Annotated in this window: 14 protein-coding genes; 12 read left to right on the top strand and 2 right to left on the bottom strand. The window is 63.9% G+C overall.

Annotated features, from left to right (window positions below; translation table 11 throughout):
* The first annotated feature begins 15 nt into the window (after nt 1–15).
* Both QM672_RS19090 and QM672_RS19085 read left to right on the top strand, forming a co-directional pair.
* Nucleotides 16–996 (top strand): phytanoyl-CoA dioxygenase family protein, encoded by a 981-nt coding sequence (locus QM672_RS19090; protein ID WP_415084438.1) that lies wholly within the window; start codon nt 16–18, stop codon nt 994–996.
* Nucleotides 997–1,088: 92 nt separating this feature from the next.
* Complete coding sequence (locus QM672_RS19085) at nt 1,089–2,426, top strand: MFS transporter (protein ID WP_311934565.1); 1,338 nt, start codon at nt 1,089–1,091, stop codon at nt 2,424–2,426.
* A 154-nt stretch (nt 2,427–2,580) separates the two neighbouring features.
* Here QM672_RS19085 and QM672_RS19080 read toward each other — a convergent pair whose 3' ends face one another.
* Nucleotides 2,581–3,360 carry a DeoR/GlpR family DNA-binding transcription regulator gene (locus QM672_RS19080; RefSeq protein WP_367626192.1) on the bottom strand — a complete coding sequence of 260 codons (780 nt, stop codon included), beginning with the start codon at nt 3,358–3,360 and terminating at the stop codon, nt 2,581–2,583.
* Between the two features lie 167 nt (nt 3,361–3,527).
* Between QM672_RS19080 and QM672_RS19075 the strand changes: the two genes are divergently transcribed.
* The 10 genes from QM672_RS19075 (at nt 3,528) to QM672_RS19030 (ending at nt 17,345) form a co-directional block, all read left to right on the top strand.
* On the top strand, nt 3,528–5,606 hold the full coding sequence (locus QM672_RS19075) for a bifunctional rhamnulose-1-phosphate aldolase/short-chain dehydrogenase (protein ID WP_415084435.1): 2,079 nt from the start codon (nt 3,528–3,530) through the stop codon (nt 5,604–5,606).
* A 63-nt stretch (nt 5,607–5,669) separates the two neighbouring features.
* Nucleotides 5,670–5,954: a hypothetical protein gene (locus QM672_RS19070; protein WP_311934562.1), complete on the top strand. Its 285-nt coding sequence runs from the start codon at nt 5,670–5,672 to the stop codon at nt 5,952–5,954.
* Nucleotides 5,944–6,528 carry a hypothetical protein gene (locus QM672_RS19065; protein ID WP_311934561.1) on the top strand — a complete coding sequence of 195 codons (585 nt, stop codon included), beginning with the start codon at nt 5,944–5,946 and terminating at the stop codon, nt 6,526–6,528. The genes QM672_RS19070 and QM672_RS19065 overlap by 11 nt, the downstream gene beginning before the upstream one ends.
* A 134-nt stretch (nt 6,529–6,662) precedes the next feature.
* On the top strand, nt 6,663–7,790 hold the full coding sequence (locus tag QM672_RS19060) for a glycosyltransferase family 4 protein (protein WP_415084432.1): 1,128 nt from the start codon (nt 6,663–6,665) through the stop codon (nt 7,788–7,790).
* Complete coding sequence (locus QM672_RS19055; protein WP_415084430.1) at nt 7,787–9,649, top strand: glycosyltransferase; 1,863 nt, start codon at nt 7,787–7,789, stop codon at nt 9,647–9,649. The genes QM672_RS19060 and QM672_RS19055 overlap by 4 nt, the downstream gene beginning before the upstream one ends.
* Before the next feature lie 119 nt (nt 9,650–9,768).
* Entirely contained in the window at nt 9,769–11,673 is a 1,905-nt protein-coding gene (locus tag QM672_RS19050; RefSeq protein ID WP_415084428.1) for a dipeptide ABC transporter ATP-binding protein, read from the top strand.
* Nucleotides 11,670–13,607: an ABC transporter substrate-binding protein gene (locus tag QM672_RS19045; RefSeq protein WP_415084426.1), complete on the top strand. Its 1,938-nt coding sequence runs from the start codon at nt 11,670–11,672 to the stop codon at nt 13,605–13,607. Before QM672_RS19050 ends, QM672_RS19045 begins: the two co-directional genes overlap by 4 nt.
* Nucleotides 13,604–14,623, top strand: a complete 1,020-nt coding sequence (locus QM672_RS19040) for an ABC transporter permease (protein ID WP_367626198.1) — start codon at nt 13,604–13,606, stop codon at nt 14,621–14,623. Before QM672_RS19045 ends, QM672_RS19040 begins: the two co-directional genes overlap by 4 nt.
* 7 nt (nt 14,624–14,630) lie before the next feature.
* Nucleotides 14,631–15,797, top strand: a complete 1,167-nt coding sequence (locus QM672_RS19035) for an ABC transporter permease (protein ID WP_311934555.1) — start codon at nt 14,631–14,633, stop codon at nt 15,795–15,797.
* Nucleotides 15,798–16,016: 219 nt separating this feature from the next.
* Nucleotides 16,017–17,345, top strand: a complete 1,329-nt coding sequence (locus tag QM672_RS19030; RefSeq protein WP_415084423.1) for a peptidoglycan-binding domain-containing protein — start codon at nt 16,017–16,019, stop codon at nt 17,343–17,345.
* Nucleotides 17,346–17,406: 61 nt separating this feature from the next.
* Here QM672_RS19030 and zigA read toward each other — a convergent pair whose 3' ends face one another.
* The gene (gene zigA / locus QM672_RS19025; protein ID WP_415084458.1) at nt 17,407–18,621 is read right to left on the bottom strand and encodes a zinc metallochaperone GTPase ZigA; all 1,215 of its coding nucleotides are present in this window, start codon (nt 18,619–18,621) and stop codon (nt 17,407–17,409) included.
* Between the last annotated feature and the right edge of the window lie 95 nt (nt 18,622–18,716).

Here is an 18,716-nt window from a genome sequence, read left to right as displayed (position 1 = left end):
CATGTTTGCGCAAACATGATTGCGCAAACAGGCGCTTCCCTTCGAGGAAGAAACGCCGTGCCGCAAGGAGGAAAAATGCTCAACGAAGACCAAATCCAGGCCTATCACGACGATGGCTATATTCTTGTCGAGGATGTCGTCACGGGTGAGGAACTCGAAGAACTGCGACGTCTGACCTATGAGAAGATCGATCAATCGCGAGCCGTGTCGGCAAGCGACGAGGTGTTCGACCTCGATGAGGGGCACTCGAAAGACAATCCGAAGTTGACGCGCATCAAGATGCCGCACATGCAGATGCCCGCATTCTGGGACATCTTGAAATCCAGCAAATTCCGCTCGGTTCTGGAAGCTCTTCTTGGTCCGGCCGTGCGCCTGCAGACCTCGAAGCTCAATACGAAGGCACCGGGCGGCGGGGCCGCCGTCGAATGGCACCAGGACTGGGCGTTCTATCCGCACACCAATGATGACGTGCTGGCAATCGGCCTCATGCTCGAGGACGTCAAGGAAGAAAGCGGCCCCTTGCTCGTCATACCGGGCACGCACAAGGGCCCGGTACTCAGCCACTTCGTCAACGGCGTATTCGCCGGCGCAATCGATCCGAGCGATCCTCTGTTCGAGAAGGACAAGATCATCACGCTGACAGGCAAAGCCGGTTCGATGACGGTCCATCATTGCCGTACATTGCATGGGTCCGCGCCGAACGTGTCGGATCGGGCGCGCCTCATCTGCTTCTATGAGATGTGCGCGGCCGATGCCTGGCCACTCGCGGGGGGCGCCGGCGCCTTCCTCAACATGAATCAGCGCCAGGTCTATGACGCGGTACAAAGCCGGATGATCTTCGGCGAGCAGACCATGCGTCCGCGCCTGAAAGACGTACCTGTCCTCCTGCCGTTGCCACCGGCGCCGGACGCGTCGTCGATCTTCAAGACCCAGAAGAGCGCGGGCGCGGTCAGCGCCTTCGCCAAGGCGGACCAGAAGGCCGAGCGCGCAGCATAAGCGTGCCGTGTCTTTGTGCGTAAAGCGCAGCCGGCGTCCAACGAGGCGCCGGTCATTCGATACAAAACAAATGCCTCCGGGGAGGATACTCCATGCCAAAAGCTGCGGCGGAAATGCATCCGCGCAAGGTCATCGTCGCGTCCTGCGTCGGCTCTGCACTCGAATGGTACGACTTCTTCATCTATGCGACGGCCGCCGGACTCGTGTTCGGCAAGCTATTTTTCGCTGATTTCGGTGGCAAGGGCACGCTGATCGCCCTCGCAACCTTCGGCGTCGGCTTCATCGCCCGCCCCTTCGGCGGCTTGTTCTTCGGTTATCTCGGCGACCGCATCGGCCGCAAGCCGGTGCTGCTGATCACTCTGATGATAGTCGGCATCGGCACAGTCTTCATCGGTCTGCTGCCGACTTACGAACAGATCGGCATCTGGGCGCCCATCCTTCTTGTCACCATGCGTCTGATGCAGGGTTTCGGCGCGGGTGCCGAGTATACGGGCGCCGTGATCCTGCTCGCCGAATATGCGCCAATCGGCAAGCGCGGCTTCTGGTGCTCGTTCGCACCCGCCGGAGTCGGCATCGGGATGATGTTGGCATCGAGCGCGTTCTGGCTCGTCTCGCAACTGCCGCAAGAGCAATTCATGGACTGGGGCTGGCGCCTGCCATTCCTGGCCAGCATCGTTATCATCGCGTTCGGCTTGTTCGTGCGCTACCGTATCGATGAAACACCGGTGTTCGAGAAGATAGCCGCCGAGCCGGAAAAGAAGTCGAAAAATCCTATCATCGAGTCGCTGACGAAGCAGCCGCGCAACTTCTTCGTCGTCCTCGGCGCGCGTCTTGCCGAGAACGGGTTTGGCTATCTGTTCCCCGTATTCGGACTTAGCTACGCGGTGAACACGCTCGAGTTCCCCAAGGATCAATCCTTGTTCGTGTTGATGACCAGCTATGTCGTGCAGGTAGCGTGCGTGATCGGCTTTGCGGCACTCTCAGATCGCATCGGCCGACGGCCCGTCTACATCGCTGGCGCGTTGTTTGGGTGTCTCATCGCGTTTCCATTTTTCTGGCTGCTCGAGTCGAAATCGTTCCTTGCTTCGATCGCCGCGTTCTGGCTGGCGCAGATAGCGGTCGGTATGATGTTCGGCGTTCAGGCTGCCTATTTCTCCGAACTCTTCGGACCGGCACGCCGCTTCTCGGGCTTCGCTTTCGCGCGCGAACTCGGGTCCCTTCTTGCCGGCGGCCCTGCCCCCGCATTGGCGACCTTGATGGTGTCGTGGGCTTCAGGTTCGTCTTGGCCGGTGGCGCTTTACTCCATCTTCCTCGGCCTTTGCACGGCCTATGCCGTATGGATGGGTCCGGAAACCTATCGCGACGATATCGCAGTCGACCAGCTTGAGAGCGACGCCACAACTCTGCGGGCGCGGGCGCAAGTAGCGTAGCAAGGAATAGGAACGAGAAGAATGACAAAGGTCCGGGTTCGCAAGCGCGAACTCGGCATCGCGAACTTTGTTGCGAGAAGGCACCCGAAGTGGCTCGTTTGGCAGCCTCGATCAGCAGACCGAGCCGATAGGAATTTCACCGGGAGACTCGTCGTCAACCTGCCACATTGACCACCTCGACCTCGACGCCGGCCTCCGCCAGCATGTCGTGCGCCGCGGGCGGAATGCCGTCATCGGTGATCAGCCGGCGGATGCGTGAAAGCGGCGCCACCGCCATCGAGCCGCGCGGCTCGAATTTCGAGGAATCCGCCAGGACGATGAGATCGGCGGCGCGATTGAGCAGCTTGGCTTCGGCCCGTGCGATCAGCGGATCGCTCTCGATCAGGCCGAGCGGGCCGATCGAGGCCGCGCTCATGAACATCTTCGAGGCCGTATAGTGCTGGATCGAATCCTCGTCGAAGGGCGAGAGGATCAGGCTCTGGTCGCGATAGATCTCGCCGCCGGGCAGGATGATGCGATTGTCGCTCTCCTGCATCAGCGCCGCGGCGATCGGGAAGGAATTGGTCAGGATCTGCAGGCGCGAGGCCCGCAGGAATTCGACCATGTGGAAGGTGGTCGACCCGCCATTGATGATGATGGATTCGCCGTCGCGGCACAGGGCCGCCGCGCGCTCGGCGATCGCTCGCTTTCGCTCGGCGTTGAGGGCCTGGCTGACGCCGAAGCGCCGCGCCTCGAGCTTGGCTCCTTCCGGCGAGGCCAGCGCACGGACACCGCCATGCATGCGCCGGACCATGCCCTGGGCGGCAAGATGGGTAAGGTCGCGGCGGATGGTTGCGGGCGAGGCCCGGGTGACGGCAGCGAGTTCGCGCGCCGAGATCACCGAGCGTTCTTGCACAAGCCTGACGATGGCCTGCCAGCGTTCCTGTTCGTGCATGCCCCCTCCACTCGCTCACAACCTCGTCCATCCGCTCATTCATGTCAATGATATGAGCGATTTGTTGCACTGCACGACAAATTTTACGCATCGTATGAGCGATAATGATTGACCGTGAGCGACAGCATTCATAAGGTCTAGCAACAATGACACAGGAAACGCATGCCATGGCCTCCGCACGACTCGCAGACCTCTGGGACGACGCCGTCGCAAATTCCCTCGATGAACCAGGCAAGCTGCTCTATCGCTCCAATCTGCTGGGTTCGGACCTGCGCATCACCAATTTCGGCGGCGGCAACACCTCGGCCAAGGTCAAAGCGACCGATCCGCTGACGCGCCAGGAGGTCACCGTGCTCTGGGTCAAGGGCTCGGGAGGCGACATCGGCTCGATGAAGCTCGACGGCTTCTCGACCCTCTATCTCGACAAGCTCGAAGCGCTGAAGGGGCTCTATCGCGGCCTGACGCATGAGGACGAGATGGTCGGCTACCTGCCGCACTGCACCTTCGACCTCAATCCACGCGCCGCCTCCATCGACACCCCCCTGCATGCCTTCGTGCCGAAGATCCATGTCGACCACGTCCATCCCGACGCCGTGATCGCCATCGCCGCCTCGAAGAACGCCGAGAAGCTGACGCAGGAGATCTTCGGCGGCGAGATCGGCTTCCTACCCTGGCAGCGCCCGGGCTTTGACCTCGGCCTCAAACTCTCCAAGCTGGCAACCGAGAACCCCCATCTCATCGGCGTGGTGCTCGGCGGGCATGGCCTGTTCACCTGGCATGACGACGCCAAGACCTGCTACCAGCTCACCTTGCGCATCATCCAGAAGGCAGCCGACTGGCTTGAAGCCAAGGCAAGCAAGCCAGCCTTCGAGGGCAGCAAGACCACGTCCCTGCCCGCTGCCGAGCGCGCCGCCATCGCCACCCGCCTGATGCCGGCCATTCGCGGCCAGATCGGCAAGGCCCAGGCCAAGGCCGGCCATTTCACCGATGCGGCGGAAGTGCTGGAATTCGTCAATTCGAATGCCCTGGACAGGCTTGCACCGCTCGGCACGTCCTGCCCCGATCATTTCCTGCGCACCAAGATCCGCCCGCTGGTGGTCCCCTTCGCCGGCGACATCGACGCCACCATCGCCTCGCTCGATGGCCTGATCGAGGCCTATCGCGCCGATTACGCCGCCTATTACGAGCGTTGCAAGCATGCCGATTCCCCGGCCATGCGCGATCCCAACGCCGTGATCTACCTGGTGCCGGGCGTAGGCATGCTCTCCTTCGCCGCCGACAAGGCGACGGCCCGCATCGCGGCCGAATTCTACGTCAACGCCATCAATGTGATGCGCGGGGCCAGCGGCGTCGACACCTATGTCGGCCTGCCCGAGCAGGAAGCCTTCAACATCGAATACTGGCTGCTCGAGGAAGCCAAGCTCCAGCGCATGCCCAAGCCCAAGGGCCTGGCCGGGCGCACCGCCCTGGTCACCGGTGGCGCCGGCGGCATCGGCCGCGCGATTGCTGCCCGCCTGATGCAGGAAGGCGCCAATGCCGTGCTGGCCGATATCGACCAGGCCTCTCTCGACGCGGCCGTCGCCGATTTCGGCAAGCTGTTCGGCAAGGACAGGGTGCGTGGCATCGCGATGGACGTCACCGACGAGGCCAGCGTGATCGCTGCCTTCGAGGAAACCGCGCGCAGCTATGGCGGCATCGACATCGTGGTCAACAATGCCGGCATCTCCTCGGCCGCTGCGGTCGAGGACACCACACTGGAACTGTGGAACCGCAACATCTCCATCCTCGCCACCGGTTATTTCCTGGTGGCGCGCGAGGGCTATCGCCTGATGAAGAACGAGGGCAATGGCGGCTCCCTGGTGTTCATCGCCTCCAAGAACGGCGTCTCCGCCTCGGCCGGTGCCTCGGCCTATTGCACCGCCAAGGCGGCCGAAATCCATCTCGCCCGCTGCATGGCCCTTGAGGGGGCACCGCACGGCATCCGCGTCAACGTCGTCAACCCCGACGCGGTGCTGCGCGGCTCCAAGATCTGGCAAGGCGAATGGCGCCAGCAGCGCGCCGCCTCCAACAAGATCGGCGAGGACGATCTGGAGGAGTTCTACCGCAAGCGCTCCCTGCTGCAGCGCTCCGTCTATCCCGAAGACATCGCCGAGGCCGTCTACTTCTTCGCCTCGGACCTCTCGGCCAAGTCCACCGGCAATTTCCTCAACGTCGATGCCGGCAATGTGGTGAGCTTCACGCGCTAAGATGCCAGGTTGCAATTGAACTCGTTAGACAGAATTGTTATTTTGTCTAACGAGGAGCCGCCAATGCTGAAATCGTCCCATCAAAGCCCGACACTTCCCCAGAACCCGAGGCGGCAGTCGGTGATTGATACGGCGCGCCGGCTTGGGTTGCTCGGCGGCGAAAATGGCCGGATCGGCGGGCGGGTGCAGCGTGATCTCGTGGCGGCGGCCAAGGAGAAATCGGGAATCGCATCCGACACTGAACTGTTGGAATACGCCCTGGCCAGGGTCGCGCTCGAGGATGATTTCGGGGCTAAGCTCGTCCGCCGCAAGGGTCGGATCGAGAAAGACATCGACCTTGAATTTTGAGCTGGCGCGCGCACTTCGGCGCGTCAAACCCCAACGTGTCGCCGGTACGATCCGGCGACGGCCCCTTGCCGACCTGCCGAGCGTCATGACACCGATTTCGGCCGGCACCGAATTGCTGATCGACAGTTGCGTTTATATCGACATACTGCAAGGCCATACACCAGTGAGCGTCGACGATCTGCTTTCTGCGCGGATCATCAATCACTCCACGATCTGCTTGGCTGAATTGACGCATCTGTTCGGCCGCCTCGACCCGAAGCACCCGGCGACCAGGAACGTCCTGCGCGAAATACGGTACACGATCGAGGGCATTCCGGGTCACCGACTTTCGTCCCCTTCCCATACGGCAATCGGTGAAGCAGGCATGCTGGCCGGCCTGGTGGCCCGCTTGTCTGGCGTCGACAATCGCGCGAACCAATCTCTCCTCAACGATGCAGGCCTCTATCTGCAGGCTGTGGAGAATGGCTGGACTGTGCTCACCAGCAATATTCGGGATTTCGATTATTTCGATCAGCTCCTGCCGGCCGACCGGGTACTCTTCTACGAGAAGACTGCGACCACGCCAAAGCGCTGACAAACGATAGTCCCGGCACCAGCCCACGGGAGAAGGCAGGGGATTGTGCAGCCAACATTCGCGGGCTAAGCGGAGGGGTCTGTTCCATCCGCGGGAACGGCCTCCCACAGCGCTCAAGCAGTTCACCGCTTCCCATGGCCCGGATCGCCTTCCACGCCCCGCTCAAACCAGCCGATCACCCGGTGCCGTCGGGGGATCGGGAAACGGCGCGCCTTTTTCTTGCCGCGCTGCAGGGCGCCGGTTTCGAGACCGGCATCGCCTCGACGCTGCGGACGGCGGACCCCGCCGGCGGGCGGGATTTTTCAGAACCGGCACAGGCGGAGGTGGCCCGCCTGCTTGCTCTCTATCGCGAGCAGCCACAGGAACGCCCGGCCCTGTGGTTCACCTATCACGTCTATTACAAGGCGCCGGACCTTATCGGCCCGGCGATCACCCGGGCCCTTGGCATTCCCTATGTCATCGCCGAGGGGTCACGGGCGCCCAAGCGCGCCCAAGGTGCCTGGTCAAACGGTCATGCGCAGGCGGAAGCTGCCCTCGACGCAGCCTCGCTCATTTTCATCCTCAATCCGAACGACCGGGCCATGCTGGAGGCGGCAAGGCCTGTCGGCCAGGCCCTTGTCGACCTGCCGCCCTTCATCGATGCCGCCGGCTGGCCGCTCATGGAACGAGACCGCCCCGAACCCGGCGCGCCGTCGTCTGCCTGCCGCCTTCTCACCGTCGCCATGATGCGCGAACCCGACAAGCTGGCGTCCTACGAGATTCTGGCGGCTGCTCTGGCCGGGCTCGATGGCGACCTTTCCTGGCATCTCGACATCGTCGGCGATGGTCCGGCCCAGGCCAAGGTCGAGGCACTGTTCGCCCCCTTCGGCCAATGCGTCACCCTGCATGGCCGCATCGACGATCGTGCCGGGCTGGCCGGTTTCTATGCGCAGGCCGATCTGCTCGCCTGGCCGGCGGTGAACGAGGCCTTCGGCATGGTCTTCCTGGAGGCGGCGCTGCAGGGCTGCCCCTCCGTCGCCGGCAAGTTCGGTGGCGTCGGCTCGGTAGTACTGGACGGGCAGACCGGCCTGCTGGCCAGGCCCGGTGACGCCGCCGATTTCGGCCACTCCCTCGCCGGCCTGATGCGCGATACTGCCCTGCGGCAGCGCTTCTCCGGCCAGGCCCTCGCCTTCGCCCGGCAGGAACGCTCGCTCGCCTCCGCCTCCCGCCGCCTGCGCGAGGCCCTGCTGCCCCTGATCCAACCGGAAAAGCCCGACGCATGAGCCGCTCCGTCCTCATCCTCGTTACTCATCTGCTTGGCGTCGGCCATCTCGCCCGCGCGGCCGCCCTGGCGCGCGGGCTGGTCGCCGCCGGCCATCGCGTCACCCTGGTCAGCGGCGGCCGGCCAGCTCCCCTGATCCGGGTCGAGGGGGCATCCTTCGTACAATTGCCGCCCGTGCATTGCGTCGGCGTCGATTTCCGCACGCTGCTCGGCTCCGATGGCCGTGAAATCGGCGAGGACGTCCGCCAGGCCCGCATCGATGCCATTCTGGCTGCCCTCGCCTCCGCGGACCCCGACGTGGTCGTGACCGAAACCTACCCTTTCGGCCGGCGCCAGCTCGCCACCGAATTCCGTACTTTGGTCGAGGCCGCGCGCAATCGAGCCAGGCCGGTGGCCATCCTCGCTTCTATCCGCGACATCCTCAACCCGCCGGCCAAGCCGAGCCGGGCGGAGGAGGCGGAGGCCGTCCTCGCGCGCTTCTATGACGGCGTCCTGGTGCATGGCGATGCCGTGGTCACGCCGCTTTCGGCCTCTTGGCCGACCAGCCTGGGGCTGGAGCGCATCCTGACCTATACCGGCTACATCGCCGACACGGCCGCATCCGTCGAGGCCGCGTCCTCAGGCGAAATTCTGGTTTCGGGCGGCGGCAGTGCGGCCAGCCTGCCGCTCTACCGCGCCGCCATTCAGGCTGCAGCGCTTGCCGACACGCCCACGCACTGGCGCCTGCTGGTCGGGCACGGTGTCGCGGCTGCTGATTTCGAGGCACTCATGGCCAGTGCCGGACCCCGGGTCACCGTCGAGCGAGCCAGGCCGGACTTTCCCGCCTTGCTGGCGGGCGCCGCCGCCTCGGTGAGCCAGGCGGGCTACAACACCATGATCGACCTCGCCCTTGCGGGCGTGCCGGCGGTGGTCGTCCCCTTCGAGCAGGGCAAGGAAGCCGAACAGCGCCTGCGCGCCGAGTGCTTCCACGCCCTCGGCCTCGCCGGCATCGTCCGCGAGGCCGATCTCTCCGGCCCCACCCTGGCGGCAGCCGTCAAAACGGCCCTGGCGCGTCCACCGGGCGAAGCACCGGTCCTTGCGCTGGACGGCATCGCCGGCAGCGTCAGGGCCGTGGAAGCGGCAGCGCAGCGAGCCGAAGACCTGGCTGGGGCCTGGACCCATCTCGACGAGGCCCTGGCCACCCGCCGCGAAGTCCGCCTGTGGTGGCGCGACGATGATGCGGTAGCCGCCACACCGGCGCTCGACCGCCTGCTTGCCCTGGCGCATCGCCACGACCTGCCGCTTTCGCTGGCCGTCATCCCCGCCGCCGTCTTGCCGAGCCTGGCCGAGGCGATCGCCGAAGAACGGCAGGTCGACATTCTCGTGCATGGCTATGCCCATGCCAATCACGCCCCGCCCGGCGCCAAGAAGCAGGAACTCGGCCATCGCCCTGCCGCCGAGATACTGGCGGAGCTCGGCCAGGGCCTCTCGACGTTGCGCTCCCGCTTCGGCGCATGCTGCCTGCCCGTCCTGGTGCCGCCCTGGAACCGGATCGATCCGGCACTGATCGGCGGTCTCGCCGCTCTCGGCTTTCGCGGCCTGTCCGTCGCCGGCCCACGGCCTGCCGCTCGGCTGCATGATCTTACCGCCATCAATATTCACATCGATCCGATCGCCTGGAAACAAGGTGGCGGCCTCGTGGAGCCTGTTCAGGTATTGTCACAGTTCATCAATGCCCTTGAACATGACGAACCCTTGGGCATACTCACGCATCACCTCGTACACGATGCCTGGATTTGGAGCTTTCTGGAACGGTTGTTCGAGAGGCTCAAGAATCACGCGAATATACGTTTCCTGCCGGCACATGCGTTATTTGCATGAAACGCTGGATCGAAAAACGATACACACGCCAGATAGCAGTGGCGCGCGATTGCGCGTGGGAATAGTCTGGCAACCGACAAGCACCGGAAAACGGGCATCGGAGAGACTGCGGAGCGGGGATGATCAACCAGCCGTTGCTGAGCGTGCGCGACCTCAGCGTAGACTTCCAGGGCGACACCGGCCTGGTCCATGCGGTGAAGAACGTGTCTTTCGACGTCTTCGAAGGGCAGACGCTGGCGGTGGTGGGCGAGTCCGGATCCGGTAAGTCGGTGACGGCCCAGGCCATCATGGGCCTGCTTTCCAAGACGGCGCGGGTCACCGGCGGCAGCTGCCTGTTTCGCGATCCTGCCACTGGCACGACGACGGATTTCGTCAAGCTCAATCCGAACGGGCCCGAAATGCGCGCCATCCGGGGCGGGCGTATCGCCATGATCTTCCAGGAGCCGATGACCTCGCTGTCGCCGGTGCACACCATCGGCGACCAGGTCACCGAGGCCCTGATCGTGCATACGGGCTGTTCCCGGCGCGAGGCGAATGAGCGGGCGCTCGATCTCTTCGCCAAGATCCATTTCCGCAATCCCAAGCGCATGCTCACCACCTATCCCTTCGAGCTGTCGGGCGGTATGCGCCAGCGCGCCATGATCGCCATGGCGCTGATCTGCCGGCCGGCCCTGCTGGTCGCGGATGAGCCGACCACCGCGCTCGACGTCACCACCCAGGCGCAGATCCTCGCCCTCATCAAGGAAATCCAGGACGCCAAGAGCGCCGTGAACCAGAGCATGGCGGTGATCTTCATCACCCATGATCTCGGCGTGGTCGCCAACATGGCCGACGAGGTCGTGGTGATGTATCGCGGCGAGGTGATGGAACTCGGCGGCCGCGATGCCATCTTCCAGCATCCGGAGCACGACTACCTCAAGGCCCTGATGCGGGCCGTGCCTCATTTCAACATGAAGCCGGGCGAAAGGCTGAAGCCCCTGCGGGAAATCGCCGTGCCGCCGCGCGGGGCCGCCGCACCTGCTCCGGCCACTGCGGGCAGCGGCCCGGTCCTCCAGGTCGAGAATGTCTCCAAGACCTTCACGATGCGATCGGGCATGTGGTCGGGCCGTGCGGAGACGATCCAGGCGCTGACCAATGTCTCGCTCTCGCTCGAACGCGGCACAACCTTGGGCCTCGTCGGCGAATCCGGCTCGGGCAAGACCACCCTGTCGCGCATGATCATGCGCGCACCCGGCAGCGCACCGGACAGCGGCGAGGTCCGCTTCGACGACGGCAGCGGCCCGCGTGACGTGTTCACGCTGGAAGGCGAGGCGCTCAAGGCCTATCGCCGCTCGGTCCAATTCGTGTTCCAGGACCCGTTCTCCAGCCTCAATCCACGCATGACGGTGTTCGACATCCTGTCCGAACCCCTGCGGATCCACAGCATCGGTACCGCCGACGAACGGCATGAGCGGGTCAAGTCGCTGCTCGAACTGGTCGGGCTCGAACCGCAATATATGCGTCGCTACCCGCATTCCTTCTCGGGCGGCCAGCGCCAACGCATCGGCCTTGCCCGCGCCTTGGCGCTGGAGCCCAAGGTGATCCTGTGCGACGAGCCGACCTCGGCCCTCGACGTCTCGGTCCAGGCCCAGATCCTCAATCTGCTCAAGGACCTGCAGGCCGCGCTCGGCGTCTCCTATCTGTTCGTGTCCCACAACCTGGCGGTGGTCGAATACATGGCCCGCGACATCGCCGTGATGTGCCGCGGGCATATCGTGGAACAGGCGCCGCGCGAGGTGCTGTTCCGTTCGCCTCAGCATCCCTATACCAAGGCCCTGCTGCAGGCCATTCCGGACGTCGACCTCGCCAACCCGCTCGACTTCGCCAAGCTGAAGACCGGCAATGCCTCCCAGCCCGAGAAATGGCCGGCCCCCTTCGCCATCCTTCCGAACGCCCCGCCGCCCATCATGGTGGAGGTGGAGCCCCGCCATTTCGTCCGCCTCGGCGCCGACGCGGCCGACCAGCGCAGGGGAGAAGCGGCGTGAACACCGTCCTCAAGCACATTGCAGCCGCTCTCGGCCTCGCCTTCTTCCTGGCGGGTCCTGCCATCGCGGATCCGCCGCCGGCTCCCGCCGAACCGCCTTCCCTGGTCGCCAAGATCGCCAGCGGCGAGTTGCCGCCGCTGCTCGATCGCATGCCGAAGGTGCCGCTGGTGGCCGACATGCTGGCCCGCAACCGCAGCCTGGGTGATTATGGCGGCGAGATCCGCACCCTAGCGTCCAAAGCCCGGGACCTGCGCTACATCAACGTCATCGGCTATACCCGGCTCGTCGGCTATGACGAGCATCTCAACCTCGAGCCGGACATCCTGCAGGCCGTCGACAGCCAGGACGACAAGGTCTTCACCCTCACCTTGCGCGAAGGCCACCGCTGGTCGGACGGCGCCCCCTTCACCACCGAGGATTTCCGCTTCTACTGGGAGGATGTCGCCCTCAATTCGAAGCTCAATCCCACCGGCCCGCCTGCCTTCATGCTGGTCGACGGCGAGAGGCCGAAGGTGGAGGTGCTCGACGCCACCCATATCCGCTACAGCTGGTCCAAGCCCAATCCGGGCTTCCTGCCGTCGCTGGCGGGACCACGACCGATCTGGATCTATTCGCCGGCTCACTATCTCAAGCAGTTCCACAAGAAATATGGGGATGCGGACAAGCTCGCCCAGATGGCCGCGGACCGGCAGATGATGTCCTGGGCTGCGCTCTACAACAAGCTCGACGATCCCTATGAGAACTCGAACCCGGACATGCCGACGCTCGATCCCTGGCATGTGGTGACCAAGGCGCCGGCCCAGCAATATGTGTTCGAGCGCAATCCCTATTTCCACCGGGTCGATCCTCGCGGGCGGCAGCTTCCCTATATCGACCGCATCGTGGTCTCGATCTCGTCCGGCGGACTGTTCGCCGCCAAGGCCAATGCGGGCGAGGTCGATCTGCTGGCCTGGGGGCTGAGCACCAGCGACATTCCCACGCTCAAGGAAGGCGAGGCCAGCCACGCCTATCGCACGCTGGCCTGGCCGATCGCACGCGGCTCCGCCTTCGCCTTGTTTCCCAACCTCACCTGCAACGACCCGGTCTGGCGCGCCGTGATGAGGGACGTGCGCTTCCGCCGCGCCCTGTCGCTGGCCATCGACCGGCACACGCTCAACAATTCCCTATGGTTCCGGCTCGGCATCGAGGGCAACAACACCGTGATGCCGGAAAGCGCGCTCTACAGCGAAGACGACCGCAAGCGTTGGGCCACCTATGACCCGGCGCTCGCCAAGAAGCTGCTGGACGAGGCCGGCCTCAACAAGCGCAACGCCGCCGGCTTCCGCCTGCTGCCGGACGGACGGGAAGCGGAACTGATCGTCGAGGTCGCCGGCACCGCGCGCGACATCGCCGATGCGCTCGAGATCACCAGCGAGTTCTGGCAGGATGTCGGTCTCAAGGTGGTGGTGAAGGCCGAGGACAGCAACGACCTTGCCAAGCGTTCCTTCTCGGGCGTCACCCTGATGGTGGCGAGCGAAGGCCTGGAGAACGCCATCCCGACCGCGCTGATGCCGCCCAACGGCCTGGCTCCGTTGCGCCAGGACAATTACTCCTGGCCCAAATGGGGCCAATATGCCGAAACCGGCGGCATGGCGGGTGAAAAACCCGACATGCCCGAAGCGGTCGAGTTGATGTCCCTGTGGGAACAGTGGATGAATGCAACCACACTGAACGCCCAAGCCGCCGTCTGGCGCGACATGCTCGCCCTTCATGCCGACCAGCAGTTCAGCATCGGCACCGTGCAGGGCGCGCTCAAGCCCATCGTCGTCAACAAGGCCATCCGCAACATCCCCAAGAAGGCTGTGTTTTCCTGGGAGCCGACAGCACTGATCGGTGTCTATCGCGTCGATGAATTCTACTACGACAACATCGTCGTGACGGGGAATACGCCATGATGCGCTACGTGCTGCGCCGCTTCGCCACCATGGTGGTGACGCTGCTGCTGATCTCGCTTCTGATCTTCATCGTGATCAAGCTGCCGCCCGGCGACTTCCTGACCAACAAGATCAACGAGCTCAGGGCCCAGGGCGAGGCGGCCAGCATCGCCAAGGCGGAGGCAATGCGGGCGCAATACGGCCTCGACAAGCCGCTGCTTCACCAATACGCCACCTGGCTCGGCGTGCTGCCCGGCCCCGACGGTTTCAAGGGCCTGCTGCAGGGTCATTGGGGCTGGTCGTTCGAATATGAGCAGCCCGTGAAGGTGGTAGTGGGCGACGCCCTGCTGCTGACCGTCCTGCTCAATCTGGCCGTGATCGTCTTCATCCACCTCGTCGCCATCCCGATCGCCATCTATTCGGCCACCCGCCGCAATTCCGTCGGCGCTCATCTGGTGACGTTCCTGGGCTATATCGGCCTGGCGACGCCCAGCTTCCTGCTCGCCCTCGCCCTGCTGTTCTATCTCAACCGTTGGTTCGGCATCTCGATCGGCGGCATGTTCGGGCCCGACTATACCGATGCACCCTGGTCGTTCGGCAAGCTCGGCTCCTTCCTCAGCCATATGATCGTGCCGGTGGTGGTGATCGGCCTCGCCGGCACCGCTGGCATGATAAGGCGGCTGCGTGCCAACCTGCTCGACGAGCTCGCCAAGCAATATACGGTCACGGCCAAGGCCAAGGGACTGCCGCCGGGCCGTGCCCTCCTGAAATACCCCTTCCGCATCGCACTCAATCCCTTCGTGGCCGATATCGGCAATCTCCTGCCCAGCATCGTCTCGGGCTCGGCCATCGTTTCGATCGTGCTGAGCCTGCCCACGATCGGCCCGATCCTGGTGCAGGCCCTGCGCATCCAGGACCAGTATCTGGCGGGTTTCATCCTGCTCTTCGTTGCCTTCCTCACGGTGGTCGGCATGTTCATCGCGGATCTCGCCCTCGCCGTGCTCGATCCGCGCATCCGTATCGGCACCGGCAAATAGGACTGTAATGACCGAGTTGCGATCGCCCCATTACGTCAATCCGGCTCCCTTCGACCCCTATGTCGCCAAGAAGATGACGGCCGAGGAGGAGCGCTTCTACCGCGCATCCTCCGCCACGCTGATCTGGTGGAAGTTCAGGCGTAACCGGCCGGCTTTGTTCGCCGGCATCTTCCTGGCGCTGGTCTATCTGTCGCTGCCTTTCGTGGAGGTCATTGCCCCCTATTCCCTGAACCAGCGCAACGCCGACTATCTCTATACGCCGCCGCAGAGCGTGCATCTGTTTCACGACGGGCAGTTCGTCGGCCCCTTCGTCTATCCCGTGAACTTCGCCATCCGCGACATCGAGAGCCCGCAATTCCCGGGCATCTACCAGGTCGACAAGACCAAGCCCCAGGCGCTGCGTTTCTTCTGCAGCGGCGAACGCTACAAGATGTGGGGCTTGTTTGAGGGCAATTTCCATCTGGTCTGCCCGCCCGAAAACGGCACCGCCTTCCTGCTCGGGACGGACCGGCTCGGCCGTGACATGCTCTCGCGCATCATCTATGGCGCCCGCATCTCCCTCACCGTGGGTCTGATCGGCATCGCGGTCTCCTTCACGATCGGCCTGACTCTGGGCGGACTTGCCGGCTATATCGGCGGCATCGTTGACGCCCTGGTGATGCGCCTGATCGAGGTGCTCCGCTCGCTGCCGGAACTGCCGCTCTGGCTCGCTCTGTCGGCCGCCCTGCCGGCCAATTGGAGCCCGGTGATCGTCTTTCTCGGCATCACCATCATTCTCGGCCTGCTCGACTGGCCAGGCCTGGCGCTGGCGGTGCGCTCGAAGGTGAAATCGCTGCGCAACGAGGATTTCGTGCATGCCGCCGAGATGATGGGAGCCTCGCGGGCCCGCATCATCGGCCGCCACCTCCTGCCCAATTTCATGAGCCACCTGATCGCCAGCGCCACCCTGTCGATCCCGGCGATGATCCTGGGCGAAACGGCGCTGTCCTTCCTCGGGCTCGGCCTGCGCCCACCCGTGGTGAGTTGGGGCGTCCTGCTCAACTCCGCCCAGAATCTCGGCGCCATCAACCTGTATCCCTGGCTGCTGATCCCGATGATCCCGGTGATGCTGGTCGTGCTCGCCTTCAACTTCTTCGGCGACGGCCTCAGGGATGCGGCCGATCCCTATCATTGAGGCGTGCGCATTACGGTGATGGTCGTTGGTATGCCGGTCTCCAGACCGGCATACCTTTCCCACCGCCCATTCATAGTTCCGGGGCCGTGGCCTGCACCCCCTCTCTGAAATTCGAATGGAACCGATGCCCAGGAAACTTTTCGGATCGGTGATCCTAATTGTTCCACCCAGACGGATGCGCTAGGGTTTGGATTATGGCCGCGATGAGAGCGGGATCCCATGGCTTTGCAGTCCAAGCTCTTTCGCGGCGATCCCAAGCTGGAAGCAGCCGCGCAACTCGATGCCGCGCATATCGTGCCCGGCTCCCACGGCTCGCATGTCGGCAAGATCCAGCAAGCCCTGACCGAACTCGACGGCGCCACGCTGGCCCGGGACGAGATCTATGGGCCGGCGACGGCGGCAGCCGTGCTGTCCTACAAGCAGAAGCGCAACATCATCAATCGCGCCTATCAGACGCAGGCCGATAATATCGTCGGTAAATTAACCATCGCGAGCCTGGACAGCGAAATGGCGGCAAAGGAAAACGGGCCGGCACCTGTCCCGCCGTCTCCTCCATTCCCCCCCGAGCCCCCCGAGCCTCCGCCGTATCCGAGGCTCAATTTCGCGATGACCGACCCTTCGATCTATGTGACCGTCCAAGGCTCGATCACGTCGGGAACGGCACCCTCGAGGAAAGCCATCGATCCTGGATCTTTTATCGGAACTGGCAAGACCCGGTGGATCGATCTGCCTGCCATCACCGCGAAAACAGCAACCCTCAAAGTGGAAAAAAAGGGGCAGATATTCTGGGTCGTCGCCTGCGTGCCCGATGGCACCATCGTTTCCCACAAGCTTCACATATTCTTCCATCCGACCCCGGTGCAGGTCTATCCCGACAAGCCAGGCGGAAAGCCCGTCGCCCACATCATCGCCGACGACCGGACCTATGACAGCTTGGGCCAGGACTGGAAGGATCTTGCGCAGAGATACCTCAACATAACGGCCCCGCAATTGGGAGCGGCAATAAAGGTGCCATTCCTGATTGTGCTGATGCGCAATGCGGCCGCGAACCATCCGACGGCGGCCAATGACGTCTTCGCGGATCGACCGCTGGATACGCTGTATGAAATCCTGACAGTGGTCCATGACAAGATGATCAATCCGGCCGCGGAGGCGCCGGCCCTTCCCTTGTCGATGGACCACGTGGAAATCGGTACGACCAGTTTCAGCTCCGGCATCGCCTACCATGCCAATTTCTTCAACCGGATCTGGGCTCACGGCAGCTATCTGGAGGCCATAGATCTCGACAGCACCTATATCGTGACCGGGCATAACGACATCTCGCCGCGCAAGGGCGGTCCGACGATCAAGAGGCATACGCAGAAGGAGGGCCTGCCGAGCACGCTCACCCAGGCGCATTTTCCGCCTTCTCGCTGGGATGGCAACGCCCCCAATGCGCCAAAGGGCGCCGACAAAATTCCCGTGCCCCCTTCGACCGGCCACGTTCATCATCTCATCATGGACTATACATTCCATGGCGCCATGACAAACAGCCGGCTCAAGCCATAATACCCATCCCGTAAATCATTACAGTAGTGCCGGGCTTTTGGTGCTGCCCGAAGAGCCAGCCTCATGCGGCCTCCCAGACCGGGAAGGGATCGCTGAGATGGCGATAGGCCTTCGGGTCGAAGCGGCTCCCGCCGGCAGGCTGCACAAGGCAATCGTCCAGGGCCTTGCGGATCGCGGCCTCGTCCAGGCTGGTGCCGATGAAGACCAGTTCCTGGCGCCGATCACCCCAGACGTCGTCCCAGTTGCGCTCGAGGATGCGCCACCAATCGGGGTGGTCGGGCCAGTGCCGCCGCGGGATGGCCGCCCACCAATGCCCCATCGCGCTCACGCGGGCGATGGCGCCGGCCAGCGAGAACTCGCCCACCCAGTCGGGCCGCGTCGCCAGCCAGAAATGACCCTTGGCCCGGATCAGCCCCGGCCAGGTCCTCTCGACGAAGGCGTTGAACTTGTCGGGATCGAAAGGCCGCCGCGCGCGATAGACGAAGCTGGCGATGCCATATTCCTCGGTCTCGGGCACGTGCTCGGCGAAGCCGTAGAGTTCCTTGTACCAGAGGGGATGGCGCTGCGCCTTCTCCTCGTCGAACAGGCCGGTATCGAGCACCGCCTCCAGCGCGACCTTGCCGAAATCGGTCTCGACGATGCGCGCATCGGCATTCAGGGCCTGCACGACCTTGCGCACCAGCGCGAGCCGCTCGGCCGGGACCTGAGAGGCCTTGTTGATCACCACGACATCGGCGAACTCGATCTGCTCGACCAGGAGATCGACGATGGTGCGCTCGTCCCCCGCACCCGCCGTCTCGCCCCGATCGCGCAGGAAGTCGTTGGAGCCGTAGTCGGCCAGCAGGTTCGCTGCGTCGACGACAGTGACCATGGTGTCGAGGCGCGCGACGTCCGACAGGCTCTCGCCCGCCTCGTCCCGAAAGGAAAAGGTGCTGGCGACCGGCAGCGGCTCGGCAATGCCGGTGCCCTCGATCAGGAGATAGTCGAAGCGGCCTTCCTCGCTCAGGCGGCGGACCTCGGAAAGCAGGTCGTCGCGCAAGGTGCAGCAGATGCAGCCATTGGTCATCTCCACCAGCTTCTCGTCGGTCCGCGACAGGCCGCTGCCGCCGTCGCGCACGAGATCGGCATCGATGTTGACCTCGCTCATGTCGTTGACGATCACCGCAACCCGCCGGCCCTCCCGGTTGTTGAGGATATGGTTCAGGAGAGTGGTCTTGCCAGCCCCCAGGAACCCCGACAGCACGGTCACCGGCAGCCTCTTGTCTTCGATCTCCATCATAACTCCATAGGTAATGTTATAACATAACATTACCTATGGCTCCTCCGCTTGGCAAGCCGCTTCGACCTCAAAAGCCATCGCGCTCGTTGCGG

It is taken from the genome of Labrys sp. (in: a-proteobacteria) (assembly GCF_047605565.1).
GTDB classification, from domain to species: domain Bacteria; phylum Pseudomonadota; class Alphaproteobacteria; order Rhizobiales; family Labraceae; genus Labrys; species Labrys neptuniae.
Note: the sequence above shows the minus strand (reverse complement) of the source record. Positions and strands in the feature narration are given on the sequence as shown.